General features: G+C 74.2%; 23 protein-coding genes and 1 tRNA gene. 8 read left to right on the plus strand and 16 right to left on the minus strand.

Annotation, left to right across the window (positions count from 1 at the left end; genetic code table 11):
- Positions 1-143: 143 nt before the first annotated feature.
- Positions 144-800 carry a TetR family transcriptional regulator gene (locus ACWEMJ_RS23135; protein WP_452139004.1) on the minus strand — a complete coding sequence of 219 codons (657 nt, stop codon included), beginning with the start codon at positions 798-800 and terminating at the stop codon, positions 144-146.
- A 143-nt stretch (positions 801-943) separates the two neighbouring features.
- On the opposite strand from ACWEMJ_RS23135, the gene ACWEMJ_RS23140 reads away from it, so the two are divergent.
- Entirely contained in the window at positions 944-2,161 is a 1,218-nt protein-coding gene (locus tag ACWEMJ_RS23140) for an acyl-CoA dehydrogenase family protein (RefSeq protein WP_452139005.1), read from the plus strand.
- A gap of 24 nt (positions 2,162-2,185) precedes the next feature.
- Here ACWEMJ_RS23140 and ACWEMJ_RS23145 read toward each other — a convergent pair whose 3' ends face one another.
- The 3 genes from ACWEMJ_RS23145 to ACWEMJ_RS23155 form a co-directional block, all read right to left on the minus strand.
- A complete protein-coding gene (locus tag ACWEMJ_RS23145) occupies positions 2,186-2,773 on the minus strand; it encodes a hypothetical protein (protein WP_452139006.1) in 588 nt (195 codons plus the stop codon).
- Between the two features lie 95 nt (positions 2,774-2,868).
- On the minus strand, positions 2,869-3,693 hold the full coding sequence (locus ACWEMJ_RS23150; protein ID WP_452139007.1) for an enoyl-CoA hydratase/isomerase family protein: 825 nt from the start codon (positions 3,691-3,693) through the stop codon (positions 2,869-2,871).
- Positions 3,694-3,773: 80 nt separating this feature from the next.
- On the minus strand, positions 3,774-4,322 hold the full coding sequence (locus ACWEMJ_RS23155; RefSeq protein ID WP_452139008.1) for a GNAT family N-acetyltransferase: 549 nt from the start codon (positions 4,320-4,322) through the stop codon (positions 3,774-3,776).
- Between the two features lie 57 nt (positions 4,323-4,379).
- Here ACWEMJ_RS23155 and ACWEMJ_RS23160 point away from each other — a divergent pair, with 57 nt between their 5' ends.
- On the plus strand, positions 4,380-5,009 hold the full coding sequence (locus ACWEMJ_RS23160; protein WP_452139009.1) for a TetR/AcrR family transcriptional regulator: 630 nt from the start codon (positions 4,380-4,382) through the stop codon (positions 5,007-5,009).
- 153 nt (positions 5,010-5,162) lie between these two features.
- Here ACWEMJ_RS23160 and ACWEMJ_RS23165 read toward each other — a convergent pair.
- Positions 5,163-5,235: transfer RNA gene (locus tag ACWEMJ_RS23165), tRNA-Arg, on the minus strand.
- 615 nt (positions 5,236-5,850) lie between these two features.
- Between ACWEMJ_RS23165 and ssb the strand changes: the two genes are divergently transcribed.
- The 5 genes from ssb (at position 5,851) to ACWEMJ_RS23190 (ending at position 11,307) form a co-directional block, all read left to right on the plus strand.
- Positions 5,851-6,450 carry a single-stranded DNA-binding protein gene (gene ssb, locus ACWEMJ_RS23170; RefSeq protein WP_452139010.1) on the plus strand — a complete coding sequence of 200 codons (600 nt, stop codon included), beginning with the start codon at positions 5,851-5,853 and terminating at the stop codon, positions 6,448-6,450.
- 271 nt (positions 6,451-6,721) lie between these two features.
- A complete protein-coding gene (locus ACWEMJ_RS23175; protein WP_452139011.1) occupies positions 6,722-8,122 on the plus strand; it encodes a Cys-Gln thioester bond-forming surface protein in 1,401 nt (466 codons plus the stop codon).
- A 214-nt stretch (positions 8,123-8,336) separates the two neighbouring features.
- Positions 8,337-10,001, plus strand: coding sequence for an energy-dependent translational throttle protein EttA (gene ettA, locus ACWEMJ_RS23180; protein WP_035866907.1), 1,665 nt, complete (start codon positions 8,337-8,339; stop codon positions 9,999-10,001).
- 103 nt (positions 10,002-10,104) lie between these two features.
- Positions 10,105-10,548 carry an acyl-CoA thioesterase gene (locus ACWEMJ_RS23185; RefSeq protein WP_452139012.1) on the plus strand — a complete coding sequence of 148 codons (444 nt, stop codon included), beginning with the start codon at positions 10,105-10,107 and terminating at the stop codon, positions 10,546-10,548.
- Positions 10,549-10,614: 66 nt separating this feature from the next.
- Entirely contained in the window at positions 10,615-11,307 is a 693-nt protein-coding gene (locus ACWEMJ_RS23190; protein ID WP_452139013.1) for a hypothetical protein, read from the plus strand.
- A gap of 64 nt (positions 11,308-11,371) precedes the next feature.
- Here ACWEMJ_RS23190 and ACWEMJ_RS23195 read toward each other — a convergent pair whose 3' ends face one another.
- The 10 genes from ACWEMJ_RS23195 to ACWEMJ_RS23240 all read right to left on the minus strand — a co-directional run bounded on the left by ACWEMJ_RS23195 (position 11,372) and on the right by ACWEMJ_RS23240 (position 24,441).
- Positions 11,372-11,806, minus strand: a complete 435-nt coding sequence (locus ACWEMJ_RS23195) for a globin (RefSeq protein ID WP_452139014.1) — start codon at positions 11,804-11,806, stop codon at positions 11,372-11,374.
- An 81-nt stretch (positions 11,807-11,887) separates the two neighbouring features.
- Positions 11,888-13,042 carry an ABC transporter permease gene (locus tag ACWEMJ_RS23200; RefSeq protein ID WP_452139015.1) on the minus strand — a complete coding sequence of 385 codons (1,155 nt, stop codon included), beginning with the start codon at positions 13,040-13,042 and terminating at the stop codon, positions 11,888-11,890.
- Complete coding sequence (locus ACWEMJ_RS23205) at positions 13,039-13,956, minus strand: ABC transporter ATP-binding protein (RefSeq protein ID WP_452139016.1); 918 nt, start codon at positions 13,954-13,956, stop codon at positions 13,039-13,041. The genes ACWEMJ_RS23200 and ACWEMJ_RS23205 overlap by 4 nt, the downstream gene beginning before the upstream one ends.
- 143 nt (positions 13,957-14,099) lie before the next feature.
- Positions 14,100-15,533, minus strand: a complete 1,434-nt coding sequence (locus ACWEMJ_RS23210; protein ID WP_452139017.1) for an FHA domain-containing protein — start codon at positions 15,531-15,533, stop codon at positions 14,100-14,102.
- Positions 15,534-15,642: 109 nt separating this feature from the next.
- The gene (locus ACWEMJ_RS23215; protein WP_452139018.1) at positions 15,643-16,974 is read right to left on the minus strand and encodes a VWA domain-containing protein; all 1,332 of its coding nucleotides are present in this window, start codon (positions 16,972-16,974) and stop codon (positions 15,643-15,645) included.
- Between the two features lie 57 nt (positions 16,975-17,031).
- Positions 17,032-18,135 carry a PP2C family serine/threonine-protein phosphatase gene (locus ACWEMJ_RS23220; RefSeq protein WP_452139019.1) on the minus strand — a complete coding sequence of 368 codons (1,104 nt, stop codon included), beginning with the start codon at positions 18,133-18,135 and terminating at the stop codon, positions 17,032-17,034.
- A 2-nt stretch (positions 18,136-18,137) separates the two neighbouring features.
- Positions 18,138-20,675, minus strand: coding sequence for a tetratricopeptide repeat protein (locus ACWEMJ_RS23225; protein ID WP_452139020.1), 2,538 nt, complete (start codon positions 20,673-20,675; stop codon positions 18,138-18,140).
- Positions 20,668-22,026, minus strand: a complete 1,359-nt coding sequence (locus tag ACWEMJ_RS23230; protein WP_452139021.1) for a hypothetical protein — start codon at positions 22,024-22,026, stop codon at positions 20,668-20,670. The genes ACWEMJ_RS23225 and ACWEMJ_RS23230 overlap by 8 nt, the downstream gene beginning before the upstream one ends.
- A 119-nt stretch (positions 22,027-22,145) precedes the next feature.
- Positions 22,146-23,069, minus strand: a complete 924-nt coding sequence (locus ACWEMJ_RS23235) for a glutamate ABC transporter substrate-binding protein (protein ID WP_452139022.1) — start codon at positions 23,067-23,069, stop codon at positions 22,146-22,148.
- 13 nt (positions 23,070-23,082) lie between these two features.
- Entirely contained in the window at positions 23,083-24,441 is a 1,359-nt protein-coding gene (locus tag ACWEMJ_RS23240) for a hypothetical protein (RefSeq protein WP_452139023.1), read from the minus strand.
- Positions 24,442-24,631: 190 nt separating this feature from the next.
- Here ACWEMJ_RS23240 and ACWEMJ_RS23245 point away from each other — a divergent pair, with 190 nt between their 5' ends.
- Entirely contained in the window at positions 24,632-25,204 is a 573-nt protein-coding gene (locus ACWEMJ_RS23245; protein ID WP_452139024.1) for a nucleosidase, read from the plus strand.
- Positions 25,205-25,265: 61 nt separating this feature from the next.
- Here the strand turns inward: ACWEMJ_RS23245 and ACWEMJ_RS23250 are convergent, their stop codons facing one another.
- A complete protein-coding gene (locus ACWEMJ_RS23250; protein WP_452139025.1) occupies positions 25,266-25,835 on the minus strand; it encodes a hypothetical protein in 570 nt (189 codons plus the stop codon).
- Between the last annotated feature and the right edge of the window lie 228 nt (positions 25,836-26,063).

Consider the following 26,063-nt stretch of genomic DNA (forward strand, 5'->3'; position numbering starts at 1 on the left):
GGTCAGGCCTCCGGGCGGGGTTCGGGCCGCGCTTCGGGTCGGGCTTCGGTCAGGCCTCCGGGCGGGGTTCGGGCCGCGCTTCGGGTCGGGCTTCGGTCAGGCCTCCGGGCGGGGTTCGGGCCGCGCTTCGGGTCGGGCTTCGGTTAGGCCTCCGGGCGGGGTTCGGGCCGCGCTTCGGGTCGGGCTTCGGGCCGGGCCTCCGGGACGGCGAGCATCGGCGGCAGGTCGGCGGCAGCGGAGAGCCGGCCCCACAGCAGGTCGGCGAGCGCTTGCACCATCCGGGCGCGCGGGCAGGGGCGGGTCTCCAGCCACCAGTCGCCGGCCGCCAGCACCATGCCGGTGATCGAGCGGCCCCAGGCCTCGGAGAGCAGCGGCCCGTCCTGGCCGAGGTCGATCTGCTGCTGGATGGCGCGGGTGATCTCCTCGGCGATCTGCCGCAGCGCGGGCGCCAGCGCGTTGCCCGCGCCGGTGGGGTCGCCGGGTTCGGGGTGGGTGAGCAGCCGGTACACCTGCGGGCGGGACTCGATCGCGGCCAGGTAGACGTCCAGCACGTGCTCGACCCGGTCGCGGCGCTCCAGCGGCTCGTTGAGGGCGGCGCGCACGGCGGCCAGCAGCCCGGTGGTGTGACGGGCCGTCAAGGCCCCGATCAGGCCGTTCCGGTCGCCGAAGTGCCGGTACAGGATGGGCTTGGTGATGCCCGCCTCGGCGGCGATGGCGTTCATGCTGGCGCCCGGGCCCTCGCGCTGGACGACCCGGTCGGCGGCGTTGAGCAGTTGTTCGCGGCGGGGTTCGGTGGTCATGCGCTGCTCCTCGTGCGGGTGGGGCTTGATCGGGCGTTGACACCGGTTACCTATCGGTAGCAGACTCGCCGCCATGTTACCGGAGGTAACAGCGCAGTGGCGCGGACGCTCCGGCCCGCACTCCCGTCTCCTGGAGGCCGACCATGACCACCTTCTCGCTCGACCCCGGGCCGGACCAGATCGCCGTCCGCGACTGGCTGCACGGCTTCGCCGCCGATGTGATCCGCCCGGCCGCCGCCGAGTGGGACGAGCGCGAGGAGACGCCCTGGCCGATCATCCAGGAAGCCGCGAAACTCGGCATCTACTCGCTCGACTTCTACGCCCAGCAGTTCTTCGACCCGTCCGGCGTCGGCATCCCGATCGCCATGGAGGAGCTCTTCTGGGGCGACGCCGGCATCGGCCTGGCCATCACCGGCACCACCCTGGCCGCCGTCGCGGTGCTCGCCAACGGCACCGACGAGCAGATCGGCACCTGGGCGCCGCAGATGTTCGGCACCCCCGACGACGTCAAGGTCGCCGCGTTCTGCTCCTCCGAGCCCGACGCCGGCTCCGACGTCTCCGCGCTGCGCACCCGGGCCGTCTACGACGAGGCCAAGGACGAGTGGGTGCTCAACGGCACCAAGACCTGGGCCACCAACGGCGGCATCGCGCACGTCCACGTGGTCGTCGCCACCGTCGACCCCGAGCTCGGCGCGCGCGGGCAGGCGTCCTTCCTGATACCGCCCGGCACCAAGGGACTCAGCCAGGGCCAGAAGTTCAAGAAGCACGGCATCCGCGCCTCGCACACCGCCGAGGTCGTCCTGGACGACGTCCGCATCCCCGGCCACTGCCTGCTCGGCGGCAAGGAGAAGCTCGACGCCCGCCTCGCCCGGGCCCGCGAGGGCGCCAAGGGCGGCGGCAAGAACGCCGCGATGGCCACCTTCGAGGCGTCCCGGCCCGCCGTCGGCGCCCAGGCCATCGGCATCGCCCGCGCCGCGTACGAGGTCGCCCTCGACTACGCCAAGACCCGGGTGCAGTTCGGCCGGCCGATCATCGAGAACCAGGGCGTCGCCTTCCAGCTGGCCGACATGAAGACCCGCATCGACGCCGCCCGGCTGCTGGTCTGGCGGGCCTCCTGGATGGCCGTCAACAACCAGCCGTTCACCAGCGCCGAGGGCTCGATGTCCAAGCTGTACGCGGGCGAGACGGCCAAGTTCGTCACCGCGCAGGCCATGCAGATCCTCGGCGGCAACGGCTTCACCCGCGAGTACCCGGTCGAGCGGATGCACCGCGACAGCGCGATCTACACCGTCTTCGAGGGCACCAGCGAGATCCAGCGCCTGGTCATCGCCCGCGCCATCTCGGGCGCCCCCATCCGCTGACCTCCGCCGTCGGCGCAGAGCCCGTCAGCGGGCAGCCCAGAAAGCGAGCCCGGCGGTGGCTGCCCCCACCAGTGCGCCGACCACCGTCTGGGCCGGGGTGTGGTCCCGCAGCACCACGCGGGACCACCCCACCAGCGCCACGGCAGGCAGCAGGAGCAGCCACCACGGCCCGAGTGCGATCGCGGTGCAGACGATCGCGCCGCTGAGCACGGCGGTGTGCACCGAGACCTTCCACCACACCGTGATCACCATGATCGGCACCAGCGAGGCGAACATCGCCAGCACCATCGCCGTCATGTCTGCCGGGGCGTCCAGGAACACCATCGTCACCAGGCTGACCAGGACCGATCCCATGATGAACGGGATCACCACCAGCCGCCGCCGGCGCTGCCCGACGTGCCGGTCCTCGATGCTGCCCCGGCGCACGCCGCGAGCGATGAACCAGGTCGGTATCACCGCGGCGAACAGTGCGGCGAAAGCTGCCCACGCCAGTCCCGTCCATCCGTAGCGGCCCACGCCGATCAGCGGCAGCACTGCGATGATCACGTTCTTCGGCTCCACGCCGTCGCTGATACGGGAGGCCCAGGAGGTCTCGACGGTGGGACTGGACATGGTGCTCCTTCGGCCGGGCCGGACTTGCAGTGTGACGATCCGATAACCGGAGATTCTGCGGCACTCCCAAACGCCCCCGGGGCGCAGGCTCCCGCTCAGAACGTCGGTTCGCGGCGTTCCAGGAATGCCGCCAGGCCCTCGTGGACGTCCGGGGCGGTGCGGGAGGCGTGTTCCCAGGGGGCGAGGGCGGTGGGGGCCTGGTGCGGGGCGGCGGCGAGGGCGGCTTTGGCCGCGCCGATGGTCTGGGGGGAGCGGTGGGTGAGCAGGCGGGCGAACTCGCGGGCGCGGGTGTCGAGTTCGGCGGCGGGGAGGACCTCGTCCAGCAGGCCGTAGCGTTCCGCGCGGGCGGCCGGGACCAACTCGCCGGAGAACAGCAGGTACTTGGCGCGGGCCGGGCCGACCAGCGCGGCCAGGCGCAGTGTCGGTACCGCCGGGTAGACCACGCCGAGCTTGGCCGGGGTGATGCCCAGTCGGGCGTCCTCGGCGGCGAAGCGCAGGTCGCAGGCGACGGCCAGCTGGCAGCCGCCGCCCACGCAGGCGCCCCGGACCACCGCCAGGGCCGGCCGGGGGAAGGCCGCCAGCGCCTCCTCCGCCGCCACGTTCAGCGCGTGGTAGGCGTCGGCGGCGGCCGGGTCGGCGTACACCTCGGCGAGTTCGGCGATGTCCGCGCCCGCCGAGAAGGCTCCGCCCGCGCCCGTCAGCAGCAGCGCCCGCACGTCGGCCCGTCCGCCCAGCTCGGCCAGCAGGCCCGGCAGCGCCCGCCACATCGCGGCGGTCACCGCGTTGCGGCGCTCCGGCCGGTCCAGCAGCACCGTCGCCACCCGGTCCGCGCCCACCCAGCAGCGCAGGCCGTCGACGCCGGTCGGCAGCTCGGCGTCCCCGGGGCCGGGGCGGTCGAGCGGGACGGTGCTCGCGGACATCACGGCCTCCGGGCGGCGGGGGAAGGGGACTCGGCCGTCAGCCTTCCACAGCGCGCCGGGCGTTCACCATGTGACGCGGATCAAGCGCGGGAGCGCCACTCGGGGGCCAGCATCGACCAGACCTCCAGGTCCAGGCGCTTGCCGTGGTGCAGGGTGGCCTGGCGCATCGTGCCGTCCAGGGTCATGCCCAGGCGGCGGGCGACCGCGCGGCTGGCCGGGTTCACCGTGGAGTTCCACCACTCGGCGCGGTGCAGGCCGCGCTCGACGAGCGCGTAGTCCAGCAGGTGCCGGACCGCGGTGGTGATCAGGCCCCGGCCGCGGCCGGCCGGCTCCGTCCACGCGCCGATCTCGCACACCCCGTCCCTGGTCTCGAAGCGGACGAACATCACCCCGCCGACCAGCGTGCCGGCCAGCCAGATCCCGTAGATCCGGCCGGTGTCGGCGCTCTGCTTGTCGGCGTACCGCTGCAGGGTGGCGCGGGCCGACTCCAGGTCGGTGCTGATGCCCGCCCACGGGATGAACGGGTCGACGGTGGCGCGGGCACGGTCCATGTGGGCCAGGAACTCCTCGGCCTGCCACGGCTCCAGCGGGCGGAGTTCGGCGTCCTCGGCGAGTGCGACGGTGTACATGGGCCCCTCCGGTGGTCCGACATACATAACAAACGTTTGGTAGGTACCCTAGCGCGCATGACACCACCTGCCCGCGGAGATCACGAAGCCCGCCGCCGGGACGTCTCCGAAGCGGTCTGGCGGGTGCTCGCCGCCCGCGGCTTCGGCGGACTCACCCTGCGCGCCGTGGCCGCCGAACTCGACGCCTCCACCGGGCTGCTCACCCACTACTTCCCCAACAAGCGGGCCCTGGTGGCGCACGCGCTGGACGTCCTCGACCAGCAGGCCGCCGAACGCCACCGCCCCGCCACGGCCCGGGCCGCCGGCGCCCGCGGGCTGACGCTGCTGCGCGCCGCGCTGCTCGACATCCTCCCGCTGGACGAGCGGGGCGCCGCCGGCAACCGGATCTGGGTCGGCTCCTGGGACGCCGCGCTCACCGACCCCGGCCTCACCGCCGAGCACGCCGAGCGCTACCGGCGGGCGCGCCGGCGGATGACCGAACTCTGCGCCGAGGCACAGGAACTGGGCGAACTCCCGGCCGACCGGCCGGCCGCGGACCTGGCCGCGCTGGCCCAGTCCTTCGCGCTCGGGTTGGTGGTGCAGGCGCTGTTCGCGCCCGCCGAGTTCCCGCCGGAGCGGCAGCGCGCGCTGCTGGACGACTTCCTGGCCGGACTGGTGGCGGGGGAGCGGCCCGGGGCGGACGGATAGGTGCACGGGGGCGCCGGGCCAGGGCCGGGCCTGGGCCGGGCTGCGGCGGGGCCGGGGCTTCGGCGGGGTTTTCGGAGGATGCCGGGGCTTCGGCGAGGGGCGGAACGGGAGCGGGTCCGGCTTCCGGGCGGTTGCCGGGCCGGAGCTCCGAGGTGCCCCCAGCAGGATTCGAACCTGCGACCTACCGCTTAGAAGGCGGGTGCTCTATCCGCTGAGCTATGGGGGCCGGGGTGTGACGTCGGCCCGCTTGCCGGGCCTTGGCACCGGACGGGATGTTCCGGGACAGGATACGGGTGTTCAGTTCCGCCCCCTGGACTTCGAAGACCGGACAGAGGTGTGTCGGCCTCCACGGGGCGGTCCGATAATCGCAGGTAGTGCCCTGAAGCGCAGCGCTCTGCGGCGTCCTGGAGCCGGACGTTGTGCAGTCGTTACGGGGCTGTCGCCCCACCCGTTATGCATTCGGCGCGGCAATCCCCCGCATCGGCCCACGGGTGGGGGCAAGTTTTGGGGTTCGTTCGGGCGGATGACATGGACGGGGCGAGTTGACGCCCGCTCGTTCGGGGTTTCGCCGGTGGCGTCCGGGTGTCCCGCAGGTGCACGGCAGCTCTTGGCGTGGACACGTTCTCCGGCCTGTCACTTCAAGTGATCGATTCCGAACAGCAAATCACCGGTATTTTCACTCTTCCGAGTTATCCCGGTTTTCCACAGGGCCGAGTTTTCCACAGGGGAAGGGAAGTCGCTGGTCCGAATTCGCCGTCCGGAGCAGGATCTGCCTGCGACGGAAATCCCGTCGGAGAAAAGCGGGCCGGCCGGTGCGGCGGCCGGAGAACGGAGGCAGGAAATGGACGGCGCGCTGGTGACGATGGTCGGCAATGCGGCCTCGAATGTGACGTACCGGGAGACGGCCGGCGGGGTGGCCGTCGCCAGTTTCCGGCTGGCCGCCACCGAGCGGCGCTACGACCGGGAGCGCGGCGATTGGTCGGACGGCGAGACCATCTGGGTGACGGTGGTGGCCTGGCGGCGGCTCGCGGTCAATCTGGTCGGCTCGGTGAGCAAGGGAGACCCGCTGGTGGTGAGCGGGAGGCTGCGGGTGCGGGAGTGGGGAGAGGAGAGCAATCGGCGCACCGAGGTGGAGATCGACGCCCGCGCGGTCGGCCACGACCTCACCCGCGGCACCGCGCTCTTCAAGCGCGCGGTGGAGCCCCGGGCGGTGGAGGCCAAGTCGGGGGCGGCGCCGGGCGGTTCGGGGGCCGAGTGGCCCGCCGGTCCGGCGCGGGGCGGGTCGCGGGCGGTGCGGCTGGTGGAGGAGGCGGTGCCGGAGTGGATCGTCAAGGCGGTGGCGGCCCGCCGGGAGGGCGAGGCGGCGGGCGGCCCGGGCGGTGGGGGTGCCGGGTCTGCGGGGCCGGGAGGTTCGGATGTGACGGAGGAGGTTCTGAACTGACGGATTCTGGGCACGAGAGGCACCGATCGGTGCAATCCTGATTGCCGCGGCGGCGGTCCGTGACTTTATGTCGACTCATCAACTCCCGTTGACAGTGCGCTCCTTGATAACGAAACAGCCACGATATCGTCCTGATTTGCTACGGCCGCCGAGTGCTCCCGCGGCGTCAATAGGATGCGTCTGGTCCACACACGTGCAGCGGCGCCACAGGGGGTGCCGCTTTGCAGGGGGCGGGTTGCCAACGGCACGTCGCCGCCCGGAGGGATCGCACATGTTCCACAAGCAGGGGCGGGCTGTCTCCCGCATCGCAGCTGTCATGCTCGCGTCGAGTCTGGTGGTCGGATCGGGGCTGCTCACCGGCACCGCCGCCGCGGCCGGCAGCAACTCGGGCGTGACCGGGAAGCTGGACGGCGACGTCAAGTACGGCGAGCGGATCGAGTCCGAGACCCGCCCGGGTCACTGGGAGCCCGTCACCGCCGGTCCGTTCACCCTCAAGGTGACCGGCACCGAGTCCACGCTGGACGTCTACTGCATCGACCTGCTCAACCCGACGCTCAAGACGGCGACGTACCACGAGACCGACTGGGCCTCCACCTCGCTCTCGCAGCCGGCCAAGGTCAAGGCCAAGGCCGGCCCGAAGATCCAGTGGATCCTCGAGAACTCCTTCCCGAACGTCGACGAGGTCGCGCTGTCCAAGGCCTCCGGCATCGAGGGCCTGAGCAAGAACGACGCCGGTGCGGCCACCCAGGTCGCGATCTGGCACTTCTCCGACCCGAACATTCCGGTCCGGATGGTCGGCGACTTCCCGAAGACCACCCAGCTCATCAACTGGCTGATCGCCCAGGCCGAGGCCAAGGGCGGCGCCGAGGAGCCCAAGCCGTCCCTCGCCCTCAACCCGGCCGCGGTCGGCGGCAAGAGCGGCGAGACCCTCGGCCCGATCACCGTCACCACCGGCGGCGGCGCCGCCGACGTCGCGGTGGCCCTCGACAAGAAGGGCACCGAGGCGGGCGTCAGCCTGGTCGACAAGAACGGCGCCCCGGTCAAGACCGCCAAGAACGGCGACCAGCTGTTCGCGAAGGTCCCGGCCGGTGCGAACGCGGGCTCCGCCACCATCAGCGCGGACGCCACCGCCCCGATCAAGCTGGGCCGCGCGTTCGTCGGCGACGACAACGGCAAGCACAGCCAGACGCTGATCCTGGCCGGCAGCGACAAGGTCAAGGTCAACGCCCTGGCCACGCTGGCCTGGGCGCCCACCGGCCCGATCCCGGCCGTCACCGGCAAGGTCGACTGCACCCAGGGCGCGCTGGTCCTCACCGTCTCCAACAAGGGCGACCAGGACTGGAAGTTCACCGTCGGCGGCAAGGACGTCACGGTGAAGCCCGGCGCCACCCAGGACGTCGTCCTGCCGGTCGCCGAGGACACCGCCTACGACTTCACCGTCACCGGCCCGGGCGGCTTCTCGCAGAACTTCAAGGGCGTGCTGAACTGCAAGACCGAGGCCACCCCGCCGCCGGCCACCACCCCGGCGCCCAGCTCCAGCGGCCCTGAGCTGGCCTCCACCGGTGGCGGCATGGGCACCGGTATCACCGCCTCGATCGCCGGCGTCCTGGTCCTCGCCGGTGCCGCCGCGGTCTACGGCCTGCGTCGCCGCGGCCGCCACAGCCGCGCCTGACCCGCACGCTGACCGTCCCCGGCCGACCGCCGGGGACGGGCGGCCCCGCCCCCACCACCACGGGGGCGGGGCCGTTCGCGTCAGGGGGCCGCCCGCAGCCCGCGGCCCGACCGGTCGCCGTGCGCCCCGAAGCGCGTTCGGGGCGGCACCGGCCTTACGGCACAATGGAACGCTGCAAGCCGATTACTCGACGACGACGCCGGAGCGATCTCACGTGGCGGAATACATCTACACCATGCGCAAGGTGCGCAAGGCACACGGCGACAAGGTCATCCTTGACGACGTGACGCTCTCCTTCCTCCCCGGAGCGAAGATCGGCGTCGTCGGCCCCAACGGCGCCGGCAAGTCCACCGTGCTGCGGATGATGGCCGGACTGGACCAGCCCTCCAACGGCGACGCCTTCCTCTCGCCGGGCTTCACCGTCGGCATGCTCCAGCAGGAGCCGCCGCTGGACGAGACGAAGACCGTGCTGGAGAACGTCCAGGACGGCGTCAAGGAGACCAAGGGCAAGCTCGACCGGTTCAACGAGATCGCCGAGCTGATGGCGACCGACTACTCGGACGCCCTGCTGGAGGAGATGGGCAAGCTCCAGGAAGACCTGGACCACGCCAACGCCTGGGACCTGGACGCCCAGCTGGAGCAGGCCATGGACGCGCTGGGCTGCCCGCCCGGCGACTGGCCGGTCACCAAGCTCTCCGGTGGCGAGAAGCGCCGCGTGGCGCTGTGCAAGCTGCTGCTGGAGCAGCCCGACCTGCTGCTGCTCGACGAGCCCACCAACCACCTGGACGCCGAGTCGGTGAACTGGCTGGAGCAGCACCTGGAGAAGTACCCCGGCACCGTCGTCGCCGTCACCCACGACCGGTACTTCCTGGACAACGTCGCCGAGTGGATCCTCGAACTCGACCGCGGCCGCGCCTACCCGTACGAGGGCAACTACTCCACCTACCTGGAGACCAAGCAGACCCGTCTCAAGGTCGAGGGCCAGAAGGACGCCAAGCGCGCCAAGCGGCTCAAGGAAGAGCTGGAGTGGGTCCGCTCCAACGCCAAGGGCCGCCAGGCCAAGTCCAAGGCCCGCCTCGCCCGTTACGAGGAGATGGCGGCCGAGGCCGACAAGATGCGGAAGCTGGACTTCGAGGAGATCCAGATCCCGCCGGGCCCGCGCCTGGGCAGCGTCGTCATCGAGGTCGAGCACCTCAACAAGGCCTTCGGCGAGAAGGTCCTGATCGACGACCTGAGCTTCACCCTGCCGCGCAACGGCATCGTCGGCATCATCGGCCCGAACGGCGCGGGCAAGACCACCCTGTTCAAGATGCTCCAGGACCTGGAGACCCCGGACAGCGGCAAGGTCAAGGTCGGCGAGACCGTCAAGATCAGCTACGTCGACCAGACCCGCTCCAACATCGACCCGAAGAAGACCCTGTGGGAGGTCGTCTCCGACGGCCTCGACTGGATCAACGTCGGCCAGGTCGAGATGCCGTCCCGCGCGTACGTCTCCGCGTTCGGCTTCAAGGGCCCGGACCAGCAGAAGCCGGCCGGCGTGCTGTCCGGCGGTGAGCGCAACCGCCTCAACCTGGCGCTCACCCTCAAGCAGGGCGGCAACCTGCTGCTCCTCGACGAGCCGACCAACGACCTCGACGTCGAGACGCTGTCCTCGCTGGAGAACGCGCTGCTGGAGTTCCCCGGCTGCGCCGTCGTCATCTCCCACGACCGCTGGTTCCTGGACCGAGTGGCCACCCACATCCTCGCCTACGAGGGCGACAGCAAGTGGTTCTGGTTCGAGGGCAACTTCGAGTCCTACGAGAAGAACAAGATCGAGCGACTGGGCGCCGACGCGGCCCGCCCGCACCGCGCGACCTACAAGAAGCTGACCCGCGGCTGATCCGCGGTCCGCACCGGCGGCCCGGCAGCCCACCCCTCGGGGCGGACTGCCGGGCCGCGGCCCGTAGGCTGCCTGTGGGCCAACCCGATCTGAGGAGAACACCGTGGCACGCCACATCTACGCCTGCCCCCTGCGGTGGTCGGACATGGACGCCTTCGGCCACGTGAACAACGTGGTCTTCCTGCGCTACCTGGAGGAGGCCCGGATCGACTTCATGTTCACCCAGGCCGCCGAGGCCGGTGCCGGGGAGTTCGCGGGCGGCTCCGTGGTGGCGCGCCACGAGATCGACTACAAGCGGCCGCTGGTGCACCGCCCCGAACCCGTCACCATCGAGACCTGGGTGACGAAGATCGGCGGCGCCTCGCTGACCGTCTCCTACGAGATCAAGGACGTCGCCGAGGACGGCACCGAGACGGTCTACGTCACCGCCTCCACCGTGGTCGTCCCCTACAACCTCGCCGAGGGCCGCCCGCGCCGGATCAGCCCGGTGGAGCGGGAGTTCCTCGGCCGCTTCATGGACGAGCAGCCCGCCGGCTGCGCCGCCTGACGGCCCAGGCCCCGGCCCGCGCATCCCCACGAGCCCGCCGCGACTGACGAATCGAGCTGAACCCCGGTGACCGCGCAGCCCCGCCTCGACCTCGCCGACCAGGGGGAGGCCGCCGACCTGGCCGCCTTCCTGGGCCGGCTGCTCCGCTTCGACCGGGCCGCCGCGGTCCGCCTGCAGGCGGTGCCGGGCGCGGACGGCGGCGGCGTGCTGGCGGTGTTCGGGCGGTTGCCGCTCGGCGGCTCCGCGGTGCTCGCGGTGCGCACCGTGCGACTCACCGGCGAGGTGCCGGCCGCCGATCTGACCGTCTCCGCCGGGCAGTTGCTGGAGTCGGTGGACGAGCCGGGCGCCGCCCTGGCGCTGCCCGCCCCGGTCACCGGCCCGTCCTGGGCCGGCCTGCTGCCGCCGCGCTCCGGCTGGCAGCCGCTCGGGCGGCCGCCGGTCGAGCAGGTGCTGGACGAAGTGCGCACCGCCGTCGCCGAGTTCAAGCAGCGCACCGCCGAGGTGCCCGAGCACCACCGCAGCCGGCAGGCGGTGGACGCGCTGGCGGACGAGATCTGGTCCCGGCCGCTGGGTGCCGCCGAGGGCCTGCCGCTGCGGGCCGCGCACGCCGCCCAGGCCATCGGCTTCCTGCGCCCCGGCGTCCCGCTGCAGGCCCACCGCTCCGGCCCCTGGCTGCGGCTGGACGCCCCGGCGGGCTCGGTCGCCCTGCGGGTCGGCGGCGCACCCGGTGCGGGCCTGGGCCTCAGCCCGCTGCGCTGACGGGACGATCAGCCCGCCACGGCAAAGGCCACGGCGCGCCCGGCCCGGGGCGGACCGAGTGCGCTCAGCCCGCCGTGTTGATCATCGAGGCGGCCGCGTACGTCATGTAGTGCCACAGCTCGCGGTCGTCCTCGGCGGGCAGCGCGAGCCGGTCGAGGGCCGCGCGCATGTGCCGCAGCCAGGCGTCGTGCGCGGCCCGGTCGACCCGGAACGGGACGTGCCGCATCCGCAGGCGCGGGTGGCCGCGGCGCTCGCTGTAGGTGCGCGGGCCGCCCCAGTACTGCATCAGGAACAGCGCGAAGCGCTCCTCGGCGGGGCCGAGGTCCTCCTCCGGGTACATCGGGCGCAGCAACTCGTCCTGGGCGACGCCCTGGTAGAAGAAGTGGACCAGCCGGCGGAAGGTCTGCTCCCCGCCGACGCGGTCGTAGAAGCTCTCCTCCGCGGCCGTCTGCTGCGGCACGGTCTCCTCTTGTGCGGTGTCGCGCCCGGTGTCAGTCACCTGTCCATGGTCGCAGACGCCGACAGGGGCCGTACACCGGGACTTTCGGTGTACGACCCCCGTCGCAGGGCGGTCCGGCGGCTACGCGTCGTCCCAGTTGAAGAAGCGCCAGGCGATGGCGGACAGGACCACCGTGAAGCCCAGCAGGATGCCCATGCCGGGCAGCGCCTCGGCCAGGCCGCCGCCCTGGCTGAGCACCGACTTGGCGGGGGTGATCAGGTACCGCAGCGGCAGCGCCCGGGAGACGTCCTGCAGCCAGTTCGGCGCGAAGTCGAGCGGGATGAACGCGCCGCCGAGGAAGGACATCGGCAGGATGATCAGCTGGTTCATGCCGTTCGCCGACTCCTCGGACTTCGCCAGCGAGCCGGTGACCAGGCCGATCGCCATGAAGGCCAGGGTGGCGCAGATCACCAGCGGGATCACCAGCCACCAGTTGCCGGTGAGCTTGAGGCCGAAGAAGTCGAGCTGCGCGACCAGCAGGAACAGCGCGGTCTGGGCGAGTGCCACGATCACGCTGACCAGCACCCGGGCGCCGACGATGGTGCCCGCCGAGATGGGCGCCAGCCGCAGGCGGCGCAGCACCCGCTTCTTGCGCCAGGTCACCAGCGTGAACGAGGCGCCGTAGACGGCGCCCATGGCGATCGCGTAGGCGAGCAGGCCGGGCGTCAGGTACTGGATCGGCTTGGTGGAGTCGTCCTCGACCTTGGAGGCGTCCAGGGTGAACGCCGGGGCGGCGTGCGACGCCTCCTGGTTGGCGGCCTGCACCAGGGCGCCCATGATGCCCTGCACGGTGCCGGCCTTGACCTGGTCGGCCTGGCTGAAGCGGAGCACCAGCCGGCCGTCGGGGCCCTCGGTGACCAGGCCGTCCAGCTCGCCCTTCTTGACCTTGGTGAGCGCGGACTCCTCGTCGCTGAAGGTGGTGATCTCCAGGGCGGCCAGCGGGCCGTCCTTCTGGTCCTTCAACTGGTCGAGCAGCTTGACCTGCCCGACCTCGGCGACCTTGACGTGCGAGGTGCCGCCGCCCTTGTAGAGGACGCCGAACAGCACCAGGAACATCAGCGGCAGCGCCAGGGTGAAGAACAGGGTGCCCTTGTCGCGGACGAAGCCGAGCAGCATGACCCGGGACAGCCCGACGAAGGCGTTGGCCTTCTCCGGGCCGCCGGCGCTGCCGGACCCGCCGCCCGCACCGCCGGCGGGGGACGCGGGGGAGGCGGGGGCCTGGTCGGTGGCGGTCATGCCCGGTACTCCCGTCCGGTCAGCTGGAGGAAGACGTCCTCCAGGGTGGCGCCGCGGACTTCGAGGCCGCGCAGCGCGTTCTCCTCGGCCAGCATGGCGAGCACCGGCCCGGGCGCGTGGGTGGACAGGGCCAGCGTGGTGCCGTCGTCCTCCAGGTTGGAGTACACGGCGCCGGCGGCGGTGAGCAGTTCGCGGGCGCGGTCGGCGGTCAGCAGTCCGGATTCCACCCGGATCCGGACGGTGTCGTCGATCTCGCGGACCAGCGCGGCGGGCGCGCCGGTCTTCAGCACCTTGCCGTGGTCCATCACCGAGACGCGGTCGCAGAGGATCTCCGCCTCGTCCAGGTAGTGGGTGGTGAGGACGACCGTGCGGCCCTCGGCGTTGATGTCGCGCAGCAGGTCCCACAGGTTGCGGCGGGCCTGCGGGTCGAGGCCGGTGGTCGGCTCGTCGAGGAACACCAGCTCCGGGTCGTGCACCAGGGCGCAGGCGATGGACAGGCGCTGCGCCTGGCCGCCGGACATCTTGTCGGTCAGCGCGCCCGCGGACTCGGTCAGGCCGACCCGCTCCAGCATGGCGTCCGCCGCCTTCGGGCCGATGCCGTAGAAGGACGCGAAGGTGCGGATGGTCTCGCGCGCGGTCAGCTTGTTGAAGAACGCCGACGCCTGGAACTGCACGCCGATGCGCGGCAGCAGCTTGGCGTTGCGCGGCGACGGCGACAGGCCGAGCAGCTCGACCCGCCCCTCGTCGGCCTCCCGGATGCCCTCCAGGATCTCCAGCGTGGTGGTCTTGCCCGCCCCGTTCGGCCCGAGCAGGCCGTAGAACTCGCCAGTGGCGACGGAGAGGGACACCCCGTCGACAGCCTGGACGTCCCCGTACCGCTTCCGGATCCCGTCCGCGGTTATTGCTTCAGTCATGGGGCGAAGCGTAGGGGCTGCGACGGCCCCGACGAGGGCATTTGTACGAATATTGATGGTCCGGTGACGGTCGTACCCGCCTCGGCCCGGCGACCGGGGATCAACTCCCCGTCGCCGGGCCGGTGGTGACGCTCCGTCGGAGGTCAGGCGCGGTGCACCGTGATGGTGGTCCAGGCGCCGATGTGGATGCGGTCGCCGTCGCTCAGCGGGATCGCGGTGTGCGGCGGCAGGGTGTCCGGGCCGCCGTTGAGGGTGGTGCCGTTGGTGGAGTCCTGGTCGACCACCACCCAGCTGCCGTCCGGCTGTTCGGCGAGCAGCGCGTGCTGGTGCGAGGCGCCCGGGTCCTCCGGCGACACCGACAGGTCGATCTCCGGCACGGTGCCGCGCTGCTGGCTGCGCCGCCCGATCCGCAGCTGGCCCCGGCCGGTCAGCGGGATCCGCCGCTCCGGGGTGTACGGCGGGAACGCCAGCCCGGCCGCCTCCGGGCCGCTGCGCGCCATCATGTCGTTGAAGTAGTCGGGGTCGGCGGCCACCACGGCGACCCAGGCGGTGCGCTGCGGGGCGGCCGGCGGCGCGCCGTGGCCCTGCTGCGGGCCGGGCTGCCCCTGCTGCCCGGGCGGGGTCAGCCGGAACGAGGTGCCGAAGTCGTCGCCGCTCTGCTGCGGGGGACGCTGCTGCTGCCCCTGCTGCGGGCCGGACGGCTCGGCGTACACCGGGCCGGGGCGCTCGTAGTCGCCGTCCGGGAAGCCCGCGGAACGCTGCTTGTCGAACGAGGGCGCACCCGCGGCGCCCGGCGCGGGCGGGTACCCGGCGGGCTGCCCGGGCTGCTGGTAGCCCGGCCGCTCGTACGGGGACTGCGGCTCGTACGGCTCGTACGGGCTCTGCGGGCGCTCGAACGGCGTCGGCCGCTCGAAGCCGGCCGGCGCGGGCGCGGCGGGCTCGAACGCGGACGGCTCGAACCCGGCGGGCGGGGCCGGGGGGCCGGGCGGCTGCGCGCCGGGCGGCGGGAAGCCGTAGCCGTGCTGCTGCCCGGCCTGCGGGGGCTGCGGGGCGCGGCCCTGCTCGGGGTGTCCGTGCGGGCCGCCGGCCGGCTGCGGGGCGGGCGGCGGCTGGTACCCGGCCGGGGCGGGGCCGCCCGGCGGGCGGGCCGAGGTGGCCAGGTTGTAGTCGTACCCGCAGTCCTCGCAGTACCGGCCGGTCTGCGGGGTGCGGCAGATCGGGCAGCTGCTCAGCGCCGAGGTGGGCGGCGCGGCCGGCGGCGGAGCACCGTACGGGCCGGGGGCCCCGGGGGCGCCGGGCGCTCCGGCGGCGGGCCCGGTGGGCGTGCCGCCCGGCGGGGTGGCGGGACGGCGCGGCTCGAAGTAGCCGCCGCCCCCGGTCGGGGTGCCGGCCGCCGGGGTGCCGCCCGGTCCGGCGGGCGGGAAGCCGCCGCCCGCCGGCGGAGCACCGTACGGCGACTGGGGCGCACCGGGGCCGCCGGGGCCGCCGGGCTGGGGCGCGCCGGGTGCGCCCGGGCCGCCGGGCTGGGCCGGGGCGGCCGGGAAGCCGGGGATCGCCAGGCCGGGCGGCGGGGTCATCGGGAAACCGCAGTAGTCGCACCAGTCCTCGGCCTGAGACTCGTGTCCCCTAGGGCAGATCGGCATCAGGTCCCCCACACTCCAGCAGGTTCGGGTCCGGGTGTCCGGCTCACTTCTTCACGCGTACGGTCTTGGTCGATCGGGTCTCGAGTGTCATCGAGTCGGCCTCGCTCACGTTCTTACGGAACCGAACGGTACCCTCCCGCGCGTCGACCACGTCCACCACCTTCGCCAGCAGCTTGAGGGTGCCCTCGTTGCCTCCGGCGTGGGCGAGGCGGACGGCCGCGCCGAGTTTGGCGGTGGCGCGGTCCAGGTCGCCGGCCCGGTGGGCCTCCAGGCCGTCGCGGATGGAGTCGGCGAGTTCGGCCTGGCCGGTGTAGTGCGCGACCTGGGCGTTGATCCGGGTCGAGGAGGCCAGGTCGTCGGTCCACACGGCGCGCACCAGGCCCTGGCCGAGCACCTCGGCGGCGCCGTCGGGCTGCGGCAGCACCAGGCTGATCCGGGCGGCCAGCATCTCGTTGCCGACGGCGGCGGCCGGGACCTCCACGCACACGTGGTAGTCGCGCGACTCGTCGCCCCACGACCCGGTCGGGTAGTCCCCGGCCCGCGTCCCCGCCTCGGTGCGGCGGTCGGTGAGGTCCTCGACGGTCGGGGCGACCTGCTTGACGAACTTCACCCGGGCGTTGGCGGGCGTCCACACCCGCAGTGCCACGTCGGCGACCTGCTTGCCCATGGCGGCGGCCATCATGGCCCGGAAGTCCTCGGCGAGGCCGGAGGGTTCGGCGACGATGTCGACGGTGCCGAGCAGCGCGGAGGAGATCTTCCGCAGCTCGGCGACCTCCCAGTCGGTGCCGACGCCCCGGCAGTCGGCGGTGAAGAGGCCGGTTGCCGCGTCCAGGGCGCGCCGCAGGTCGGCGGGCTTCTCGTGCTCGTTGCGGCCGTCGGTGAGCAGGACGGCGTGGCGTATGGAGGCCTGCGGGTGGGAGTCGAACAGCTGGCGGGCCTTGTCGATCCAGGTGCCGATCGCGGTGCCGCCGGCCGGCTTGAGGCGGCGCAGCGCCTCCTTGGCGTGGCCGCGGGTGTACGGGTCGAGGACGGCGAGCGCGCCGTTGCCGGGGAAGACGTCCACCGCCTGGTGGGTGCCGGCCACCACGGCGAAGGCGACGCCGTCGCGCAGGGTGTCGATGGCGGCGGCGGTGGCTTCCCGGGCGTTGCGCATCTTGGTGTTCGGGTGCTCCATCGAGCCCGAGCAGTCGATCACCAGCACCACGGCGGCGCCCGCCGCGGGGGCCGCGCCGAGCGGCCGCCCGCCGGAGGTGCCGCCGCCGGTCGCGGTGACGGTGACGATCGCGTTGACCTCCCGGGAGCCCTGGGCGAGGTACTCGTTCTGGAAGACGTCGACGTCGAATCTCGGTGCGTCGGGCTTGGACAACGAGGCCATGCGGCGGGCTCCTGTCGGAAGTCAGAAGTCAGTGGTCGGAGGTCGGGTGCGGACGGGTCAGTGCGCGGCCTGGCGCAGCGGCACGGTGGCCCCGTCCTCGGCGGCGCGCGGCAGCGGGACGTCGAGCAGGGTGTCGTCGTGGCCGGCGGGGGAGACCCGCGGGTCGATGGGCAGCAGGGCGACGGTGATGTTGTCGTGGCCGCCGCGCTCGACGGCGAACGTCACCAGCGCGCGGGCTGCGGCCAGCGGTTCGGCGCGGGCGTCGGCGCGGACGAAGAACGCCAGGTCGGTGGCGGCCTCGGCGTAGTTCCACAGGCCGTCGGTGCAGATCAGCAGCACCCCGGGGACGTGCGGGGTGAAGCTGACGGTGTGCGGGTCGAGGTCCTCGGCGTCGGCGCCGAGCCAGCCGGTGATGGCGTGGGCGCGCGGGTCGGCGTACGCCTCGGCCTCGTCCATCAGCTTGGCGGCGACCATCCGGGCCGCCCAGGAGTCGTCCTCGGTGAGGCGGTAGGGCTCGGCGGACTCGCGGTCGTCGGGGATCCAGTAGGCGCGGGTGTCGCCGACCCAGCCGATGGTGACCAGGCCGCCGGTGGAGACCGCGCTGACGTAGGTGCAGGCGGGCGCGTTGTTGTGGCGGCCGGGTTCGGCGGGGGTGCCGTCGTGGGCGAGCGCGGTGACGGCCCGGTTGGCGGCGCCGATGGCCTCGTGCATGGCCTGCCCGGGGTCGCGGCCGGCCTTCAGCGCGGCGACCAGCGAGTCGGTGGCGGCGGTGACGGCGGTCGCGGAGGCCTCGTCGGGGCGGGCGGAGGAGGAGACGCCGTCGCAGACCACGGCGACCACGGCGGGCGTGCCGTCGGGGCCCTCGGCGGTGGCGACGCCGAACGCGTCCTCGTTGCGGTGGTGGCGCAGGCCGCGGTCGGAGACCGCCGCGACGCCCGTCACCTGGTGCTCCTGGTGGTCGCGTTCGCGGGGCTGGGCCTGCCCGCACTGCTGGCACCAGCCGTCGGCGAGCTCGGCGGACCCGCAGTGCGGGCAGCTGGGCACCACCGGCAGGTCGCGGAGGGTCGGCGGCCCGGTCAGGGCGGTGCCGCAGACCCCGCAGAAGGCGTCCTGGGGCCCCAGCGGTTCGGCACAGGTCGGGCACTCGTTCTGCTGCGGCATGTTCACACCCACGTCCGGGGGCGGGCCCGGTTGGCCCGTTCCACCCACTCGATCCTTTTCTCGGCGCGGTCGGTCAACCGCGCCAACACCCGGTAGGAGTGTTCCAGGGCGAGCCGCAGTTCCCGTTCCGCGGCGGGATGTCCCAGCAAGGTCAGCGTGGCGGGCTTGCCGGCGGCCCCTGCGAGCACCCAGTCCAGGGCGGTCTCCAGCACCTCGGCGGCGAGTTCGGCGCGCCGCCGGGCGTCCAGTGCGAGGGCGGTCAGCTGGTCGGCGCTGTCGGAGAGTTCGGCCGCCAGCGCCTCGGTGGCGGCGCGGCCGCGCAGCCGGGCCCGGACGGCGCCGATCCGGGCGGCGGTGTGGTGGGTGGAGCTCTCCGGCACCGATTCCAGCGCGGCGACCGCGCCGGGGCGGTCGCCGGCCCGCAGCCGGACCCGGGCCAGGCCGAACGCGGCGCCGACGAAGGACCGGTCGGTGGAGCCGGCCAGCGCGTAGTGGGCGGCGGCCAGGTCGGTGTCGTCGAGGAGTTCGGCGCAGAGCGCGAGCGCCAGCTTGGGCGCGGCCTCGCCCGGGAAGGCGTCGTACACGGCGTCGAAGGCCTCGGCGGCGGCCTCGGCCCGGTCGGCGGCGAGTGCGGCCAGGCCGCGGTGCCACACCACCCGCCAGTCGCCGGGGTGTTCGGCCTCCAGCGCGGCCAGCGCCTCGCCCGCGCTGTCGTCGTCGGCGAGCTCCAGGTGGGTGCGGACGGTGCGCAGCCGCAGCTCCGGGGAGTCGGCGGCGGCGCTGCCCAGCGCGGTGAGCGCCTCGGCCGGGTCGCGGGCGGGCAGCGCGGACAGGAAGCCGGCGTTCGGGTCGGCGGGGTCGACCAACGGCGTCGGCAGCGCCAGCGCGGCGGCCCGGGCGTTCGGCGGCTGCTCGCCGAACTCGGCGTCCACCACCCGCAGTTCGGGGCCGAACAGGGTGGAGACGGCGGGCCGGGGCCGGCCGTCCTGGAGGCTGAGCACCTCGCGCAGCACGCCGGTGAGCTGGCCGGCCATCTCCTCGGCGGAGGCGAACCGGCGGGCCGGGTCGGGGTCGGTGGCGCGCAGCAGGAAGCGGTGGAAGGACTCGTAGCGGGCGAACACCTCGGCCTCGTCCGGGCCGGGCAGTTCGTGCCGCCGGGGGCCGCTCCAGCCGGGGAAGTCGACGGTCAGCACGGCCAGCGTGCGGCCCACCGTGTACAGGTCGGAGGCGGGGGAGGGGCCGTCGGTGGCGATCTCCGGGGCCTGGTAGCCGATGGTGCCGTAGATCGGCCCGTCGTCGTCGTGGCGGCGCACCGCGCCGAGGTCGATCAGCTTGAGGGTGTCGTCGGACTGGATCACGTTGTCCGGCTTGAAGTCGCAGTACACCAGCCCGCGCGCGTGCAGGTAGCCGAGCGCGGGCAGCGCCTCCAGCGCGTACGCGGCGGCCTGTTCGACCGGCATCGGCGCGCGCCGGCCGTCGGGGGTGCGGCGCCCGCCGGCGATGTCCTTGAGCGACCGGCCGCCGACGTACTCCATGACGATGTAGCCGTCGGCGTCGCCGGTGCGGGCGTCGGGGTGCTCGACGAAGTTGATGATCCGGACGATGTTCGGGTGGTCGACCTCGGCGAGGAAGCGGCGTTCGGCGATCGCCACCGCCAGCGCGTCCTCGTCGCCGGTGTCGAGCAGGCCCTTGAGCACCACCCAGCGGTCGTTGACCCGGCGGTCCACCGCCAGGTAGATCCAGCCGAGGCCGCCGTGCGCGAGGCAGCCCATCACCTCGTACTGGCCGCCGACCAGGTCGCCGCGGGCCAGCTTCGGGGTGAACGAGTACGGGGTGCCGCACTTGGTGCAGAAGCCCTCCGGGCGGCCGGGGACGCCGTTCTTCTCGCGGCCCACCGGGTGGTCGCAGCGCGAGCAGAACCGTTTGCTCTCGGGCACCCCGGGGTCGGTCAGCACGGCCTTCGACGGGTCGGCGGCGGGCACCGGCGGCACCGCGACGAGGCCCGCGCCCAGGTTGCCGCGGCGGCCGGTGCCGGTGCTGCCCCGGGAGCCGCGCACCGAGACGGAGCGGCCGGAGGCGGTGCGGGCGGAGCGCGGGCGGGAGCGGCCCGAGGAGGTCGGGGCCGGGCCGGACCACGCGGCGGTGGCCGTCGCCGAGCCAGTTGTTGTTGAACTGGACGCCGAGCCGGTGCGGACGGAGCCGGCGGCCGCGGGTTCGGCGGCCAGGCCGCAGTCGTCGCAGTAGCCGTCGGCGTCGATGACGCCGCCGCAGTCGGGGCGGCCGCAGGGCTCGCCGGGGCCGGGGGCGCGGCGCGGGGCGGGGACGGAGATGCCGGTGGCAGTGGCACCGGTGGCCGGGGCCAGCCCGCACTCGGTGCAGAAGCCGTCGCCGTCGATCTCCCCGGCGCAGTCCGGACGCGCGCACGGCACGGCGACCGGAGCCGCGGCCGTCGTGGCGGCCGGGGCCAGCCCGCACTCGGTGCAGTACCCGTCGCCGTCGATCTCCCCGTCGCACCCCGCCCGGGCGCACGCCTCAGCCATCGGTTTCCTCCCCCTCGGCACTGCCACTGTCCTCGGTCTCCGGTGCGGGCTGCTGCCGTTCCGGGGCGCGCAGCACCTGCTGGAAGCGGGCCACCGCCTCCGCGCCGGCCCGCAGGTCGCACGGGGCGCTCCAGAGCAGCCAGCGGGCCTTCTCGAAACGCTCGACCACCTCGGGGTCCTCGGCCAGGCCGAGCCGGGCGGCCATCGCCTTGTACGCCTCCAGCCGCCCGCGCAGCTCGGCCCGGACGGCCAGCGGCTGGGCGACCTCGGTGAGCGCCTGCCGGGCCCGGCCGAGCTCCTTGGCCGCGGCGTCCTCCAGCGCGTCCAGCAGCGGGCCGAGCCGGTGCCACTGGCCGGTGTGCTGGTAGTCCACGGCCTGCCCGATCGCCTCGCGCAGCGCGGACGCCGGGCCGGGCACGGCGGGCACCTCGGTGGCGGCGATCCGCGCCAGCACCTCGCCGCGCGCCCGGCGGGCCTCGGCGAGCGTCAGGTCGGCGCGCTGCAGCAGGTCGGCGACCTGCTGGAGGCGCTCGTGCGACTCGTCGCGCAGCCGCAGCAGCCCCTCCAGCTCGACCCGGACGTCGTCCAGGGCGCGGCCCATCCGGTCGAAGCCGGCGGTGTCGACCGCGCCGCGCGGGGCGGCCCAGGCCGCGTCCTGGCCGGCCCGGCCGCGCTGCGCGGGCACCCGGCCGGGCCGCCACAGCGCCAGCGGGTCGGCCAGCACCTCGGACCGCAGCGCCGTCAACTGCCCGGCCAGCCGGTCGAGGTCGTCCGCCAGCGGGTGCGCGCCGGGGCGGACGCCGACGGAGAGCGCGAGCATCTGCACCCGGCCGAGCTCGGCGAGCAGCAGGTCGATCCGGGCGGGCAGCGCCGACCACACCGCGTCGACGGCGTCGACCACCTCGACGACCACGCCGTACCAGCCGTTCATCCGTTCCAGCAGCTCGGCGAGCGTGACCCGCTCCACCAGCCGGGCGGGCGCGCCGAGTTGGCCGGCCGCCTCGGGGAGCCGCCCGCCCGAGACGGTGACCGCGCGGCCGGTCAGCAGCTCGCCGAGCTCGGCGAGTTCGGCGGCGGTGGGCCGGGTGCGGCGCGAGCGCACGGCGCGGGCCGAGGCCAGCGCCTCCGCGTACCGGTCGAACAGCGCCCACAGCAGGGCCAGGCCGCCCTCGGCGACCGCCCAGCGCTCACGGGTGCGCCCGGCGAGCTCGGCGCCGGTCAGCAGCCGCAGCCCGGGGTGGTCCTGGAGCGCCAGCAGGGCCGCCTCGACCGCGTCGCGCTCGGCGCCCAGCCGGGCGAGTGCGCGGTCCACCTGCTCACGGTTCATCACCGGGCGGTTCGCTCCGGCCATCGCGGTTCCTCCTCTCGGCCACACTCGTGGTGACGGGTCGTCGGCCCCAGGGCGGGCCCGTCGGCGGCAAGTCTCCCCGACGCCCGGCGCGCGGCGGACGGCGGTCCCCCGCCGGGCGGTCACGGCAGGTACGGGTCGGGGGCCCCCATGGTGTCGCGCAGCCAGCGGTCGTAGGACGCCAGCCAGCTGCCGTCGGCCCGCCGGTCGGCGAGCACCTGGTTGACCCAGGCGATCAGGTCGGTGTCGTTCTGGTTCATCGCCACCCCCATCCAGGCGGGCAGGATCGGGTCGCCGACCATCTCCACCTGCGGGTCCTGGGCGACCTGCGCGGCAGCCAGCTCGCTGTCCGTCAAGGTGGCGTCCACCTCGCCGAGCTGCATCCGTACCAGGCAGTCCAGCTGGCTCTCCAGGGCGACCACCGAGACGGTGCCGTGCGGGTTGCGCTTCAGCTCGACCTCCGAGGAGGAGGTCTGCGCCACGCACGCCCGCTTGCCGTTCAGCGCCTCGTCGAGGGACTTGGCGTGCGCGGACTTCGGGACCACCACCCGCTGGGCGACCCGGAAGTACGGGACGGAGAAGGCGATCTCCTTCTTGCGTTCGCAGTTGATGGTCATGGTGCGGGTGATCAGGTCGACCTCGCCGTTCTTCACCGCGTCGACCCGGCGGGCGGTGGGCACGGTCTTCAGGGTGACCTTCTCCGGGTCGCCGAGCAGCGACTTGGCGATGGCGTGCGCCAGGTCCAGGTCGAAGCCCTCGATCCGGCCGGTCTGCGGGTTGCGGAAGCCCCAGTGGTAGCTGTTCTGGTCGACGCCGACCACCAGGGTGCCGCGCTCGCGGATCTTGGCGATCTTCGCGCCGGCCGACTGCCGGGGCGGCAGCGACTGGGTCGGGTCGCAGCTGTCCGCGGGCGCGGCGGGCGCCGCCGGGGCGGCCGGGGCCGCCTGCGGGGCGGGCCCGCCCGCGCCGTCGGCGCTGCCGGTGCCGAGCAGCCCGGCCGCCAGCACCGTGGCCGCCACCAGGATCCGTGACCTTGCCGTGCGCATCCTCGTCCCCCTCCTACCGGTACTCGGCCAGTCGGCGGCCGATGCCGCGCAGCGCGGCGGCCGCGCCCAGTACGGACAGCACGCCGACGGCCGTCGCCTGCCCGGCCAGTACGCCGTCCAGGCCGCCCGCCGAGCGCGCGAACGCCTCCTGCTCGGCCTTCGCTGCGGCCGCCCACTTCCCGTCGGCGGCCCGGAACGCGGCGTCCGCCGTGTCCGTGCCGCCCGCCGTCAGCGTCGCCCGCAGCGCCGCCTCGTAGTCGCCCGCCGAGTCCTTCGCGGCGGCGTCCTGGTGCCGCTCCTGCCACTGCCGGAACGCGGCCCCGGCCTCGGCCAGCGGCCCGGCGGCCGCGCCCGGCCCGTTCGCGGCCAGGGCGCCGACCGAACCGTCGGTGCGCTCGCCCGCGTTGAGCTTCCGGGCGAGGTCGTCCCACTGCCGGAGGTACTTGTCGGTGGCGCCGCGGGCCACCAGGTTCAGGTTCTCCGCGGTGTGCGCCTGCAGCGCCGCGATCCGCACCCGGTCCAGGTCGCGCAGCGGCCCGGTGCCCTGCGTCCGGCTGCGCGACAGGTCGGCGGCGGTCGTCGCGGTGCCCGCCAGCAGCCACACCAGCGCGGTCAGCACCGCCAGCGACCCCGCCAGCAGGCCCGGGTTGAACACCCGGTTGGTGCGCCGGAACAGCACCACCTGGTAGCGGGCCAGCGCCCCCAGCGCGAGCACGCCGAGCGCCGCCGCCGCCCACGGCACCGATCCGGCGTCGTCGTAGTCGGCGTCCAGGCCGGCCGACTCGGCCTCGGCGAGGCGCTGCGCCTGCGGCAGGACGGTGCCCTGCATCAGGTCGGAGGCGTACCGCAGGTAGGCCCCGCCGAGCGGCAGGCCCTGCCGGTCGATCGCCCGCGCGGTCTCCACCAGGCCCGCGTAGCGCGGCAGTTGGCGGTTGAGCTCGGCCAGCGCCCGCTGCGAGGCGGCCGAGCCGCCGCTGCGCCCGGCGGCCTCCGCGATCAGCTGCGCCGCCGTCGCCAGGTCGTCCTGGTAGCGGGCGCGGGCCTCGGCGGGCTCGTCGCCGGCCAGCAGGAAGCCGGCCGCGGCGGTCGCGTCGGCGTCCGCCAGCCGGCGGTGGATCTCCGCGGCGTCCTGGCTGAGCGGGCCGCTGCCCGTCACCACCCGCCCGGCCGCCCGGGAGCGGTGCGCGGACTGCCACACCGCCACCGTGCCGAACAGCAGCACCAGGACGGCCAGCACCGCGCCCGCCGTGCGCAGCCGCCCCGGCGCGGTGGCCGCCGCCCGGCGCAGCCGCGCCACCGGGCCCGGTCCGCGCGTCGCGGGCGGCGGCGCCGCCGGGCCCGCCTGCGCCTGTGCCACTGCCGGTGCAGTCACCGTCCGACCTCCCCCTCCGACGTCCCCCGGTCTCGCGCCCCGTCACCCCGCAGTATGGCGGCCCCGGGCCTCCAGCACACCTGACTTGAGCGGTAGTTGAGATCTTCCCCCGCCGCCGGTCGTGGTGTCCGCGCCCGCTGCGACGCCCGGCCGCCGCCGTCCGGTTCCGGGTCCTCGTAAGCTTTCGGTCATGCGCCTGATCGGAACCGTCGCCCCCGACCGCCCGCTGCTCGTCCTCGCGCTGCCCGAGGAGGCCGCCCACCTGGACGCCGCACTGCCGGTGCTGCTGACCGGCATGGGCAAGGTCAACGCGGCGGCCGCGCTGGCCGGCCTGCTCGCGGGCGGCGCGAAGCCGTCCGAGGTGGTCAACCTGGGCACCGCCGGGGCGCTGCGGACCGGCCTGGCCGGCACCCACGAGATCGGCCGGGTGCTCCAGCACGACCTGGACACCCCGCTGCTGGAGCAGCTGGTCGGCCGCCCGCTGGACGGCCCGATCGAGCTCGCCGCCGCCGGCCCGGTGCTCGCCACCGGCGACCGCTTCGTCTCCTCCGACGCCGACCGCGAGCAACTCGCCCGCACCGCCGACCTGGTGGACATGGAGGGCTACGCGATCGCCACCGTCGCCCGCCGCGCCCAGCTGCCCGTCCGCCTGGTCAAGCATGTCAGCGACGAGGCCGGCGACGGCGCGGCGCTCAGCTGGCAGGAGTCCGTGGACGGCTGCGCCCGGCTGCTCGCCGACTGGGTCGCCGCCCACCTGCGCTGACCGGCCCCCCGACGCGACGCAGCGCCCGCCCGGGCCTCCGGGCGGGCGCTGCGGCGGCTGCTCAGCTCTGGTACGGGTTGGCGCCCGGCTGGCCCGGCTGCGGGTAGGCCTGGCCCTGCGGCGGGTACGCCGGCTGCCCCTGCGGCGGGTAGGGCTGCCCCTGCGGGGGGACGCCCGGAGCCTGCGGCGGGAAGCCCGGGGCCTGCGGGGCGGCGGCCGGGCCGCCGCTGAACAGGCCGTTGACGAAGGTGTCCAGCTCGTTGCGCCAGTAGCGGCCGATGTTCAGCCGGGTCGGCTTCGGCTCGCCCGGGAACTGGAACTTCAGCGAGCTCCACAGGGTGGCGCGGTTGACGTCGGTGACCGAGGCGCGGGCCTGGTCCAGCGGGAAGACGTGCACCAGTTCCTGCGGACGGTTGCTCATCCGCGAGGCGCGGTGCACGGTGACCACCCGGTGGGTCAGCGTGACGAAGTAGTACTTCACGAACAGCTGGCCGATCAGGCCGAGCTGGCTCATCAGCCACGGGCTCGGACCCGAAATGGTGTGGAAGGTCACCACCGGGCGGTCGTTCGGCTCGATCGCGGCGATCGCCGCGGCGACCTGCTCCTGCATGGTGGACTTACGGATCGCCATCTGGCGTGCGCTCCCGGTCTCCCCGCGCACCCCCGTCGGACACGCGCTGTGAGTGCGCGACGCTAGCGGCCCCGCCGGGTGCCGTTCAACGGACAGATCGGGGCATCCTGCGCAGGCCGCCGAAGTTTTCCCCAATCGAGATGCGTTTGCGGAACTTGTCGCACCGGTGACGTACCGTCACCTGCGCGAAGCGGTGCCGCCGCGGGCGGGAGCGGCCTCGTGCGCTCC

The organism is Kitasatospora sp. NPDC004531, from assembly GCF_053602195.1.